1 protein-coding gene is annotated in these 1,851 nt (G+C 67.0%); it reads right to left on the bottom strand.

All coding sequences use genetic code 11. The annotated features are described in order from the left end of the window. Positions 1–52 precede the first annotated feature (52 nt). Complete coding sequence (locus tag AC0NZN_RS18330; protein WP_474593760.1) at positions 53–1,801, bottom strand: IS30 family transposase; 1,749 nt, start codon at positions 1,799–1,801, stop codon at positions 53–55. Positions 1,802–1,851 lie beyond the last annotated feature (50 nt).

The raw sequence follows: 1,851 nt of genomic DNA, 5'->3' as shown, positions 1-1,851 counted from the left end.
CGGGGCGGTGGATTCTGATGGTCGTCGCAACACTTGGTCGTTTTGGGGAAGGCTAGCGCAGCTCGGCTGCGCTGGTTCGGGCGGTCTTGAATCGTGCGGCTGGGGTGTCGTAACCGAGCTTCTTCCGCGGTCGGGTGTTGAGCTCGGCCATCACTTGGATGACGCGCTTCGGGCTGTGGCGTGAGAGGTCGGTGCCTTTCGGGAAGTACTGCCGTAGCAGTCCGTTGAAGTTCTCGTTCGCGCCGCGTTGCCAGGGGCTGGAGCGTTCGGCGAAGTAGACCGGGACGCCGGTGGCGCGGGTGAGTTCGGCGTGGCCGGCCATCTCGACTCCTTGGTCCCACGTAAGTGTGCGCTTGAGGTGGCTCGGGAGCCGGCTGAAGGCGCGGATGATCTCCGCGTTCACGGTGGCCGATGTGTGGTCGCGGGGAAGGTTGATGACGATGCCGTAGTGAGTGACCCGCTCGCGCAGGGTGATCATCGCGGAGGTTGATCCGGTGCCGAGGATCAGGTCGCCTTCCCAGTGCCCGGGGGTGGTCTTGTCGTCGACGTCGGCGGGGCGCTCGTGGATCATCATCATGTTGCGGATGCGGGAGTTGCCGGTGACGTGGTTGTGGCGCCACCGGTTCTTGCGGATGCGGCGGCCGGTGCGCAGTTTGCTGGTGTAGCGCTTGTGCAGCCCGGTGCCTTCCCGGGTGAGCAGGGCGCGGTAGATCGTCTCGTGACAGATGCGCATGCTCGGGTCGGCCGGGTAGGTCTTCCGCAGCCAACCGCTGATCTCTTCCGGGGACCAGCACCGGTTCAGCTTGCGTTGCACCAGGTGACGCAGTTGGCTGTTCGCGGCGAGCTTGGGCGTCTTCGGTCGAGCCCGCTGCAGGTGGGCGGCATGGTCGGCCGTGGCGGGGAGGTAGTTGCCGTCGGTCGTGGCATGGCGGCGCAGTTCCCGGCTGATCGTCGAGGGGGAGCGGCCGAGATGCCCCGCGATCTTACGGATCGAGAACCCGAGTCGGCGGAGGTCCGCAATCAACACACGTTCCCGCAGTTCCAGGTAGCGACCCGGCCCACGAACAGAACCGCGTGGCGCGGGGATACGGTCCTGGGCCTGCTTACGAATCTCGCTCCCGGCTCTGCGCGACATGCCGAGAATTCTGCAGGCCTCGGTGTTGCTCGCGCCCCGGCGGATCAACTGCCAGTACTGCTCGACCAGGGCCTGCTTCTTCTTCAGTTTTCCGGGCAGAGCCGTGGCCTGCTCGGCGTGCCTGGCGGCAGTGGCCAACGCGATGCGACGGGCGGCGGCAGCTGCACTGTCCCGGGCTCGGAGGCCGACCTGCCGGCGGTGCTCGAGCTGCTCCGCGTTCCCGGGGAGAAGACGCAGTCGTCGACCGCACTCGGTGACGCTGACCCGGTCGGCGCGGAGCAGATCGAATCGACGAGTGATCCAACGATGCCCAGTCGCGCGGGAAATGCCCGCAGCCACGCTGGCGGCCGGCACCGTTATGCCCGCCTCGAACGCGGCCCAGAACCGTGCCTCGACGGTCTGCGCAACGGCACGCTGATGGCGAAGCCGGGGATGCTCGACGAGGGCCTCCCACTCCGGGATGTGCCTGGTGCGCACACCCATCTCGGCGACGGCCGCCGCGGAGTCCAGCCCGGACCGGCGCAGCTGCAGGTACCTGTCCCGCAATAGCCGGTACGAGCCGTGCACACTGATCCCGGCCATGCGTGCCGACTTCTTGAGACTCTCACCCTCCTTCACCGCGGTCAGAAGCCGCACCGCAGTGGGCGAGGACAGGGTCAAATACATCAGCAATCACCTCCGGGGAGGGTGTTGCATCGATCAACTGAATCCCGCGG

The sequence above is a fragment of the Microbacterium sp. sgz311019 genome, from assembly GCF_056135325.1.
The sequence above is the reverse complement of the archived record's forward strand: the minus strand, read 5'-3'. Positions and strand labels throughout refer to the sequence as shown.

What these genes read in the sequence shown, in the direction of transcription:
- AC0NZN_RS18330 (WP_474593760.1), bottom strand. Translation starts at nt 1,801, where the DNA reads ATGTATTTGACCCTGTCCTCGCCCACTGCGGTGCGGCTTCTGACCGCG.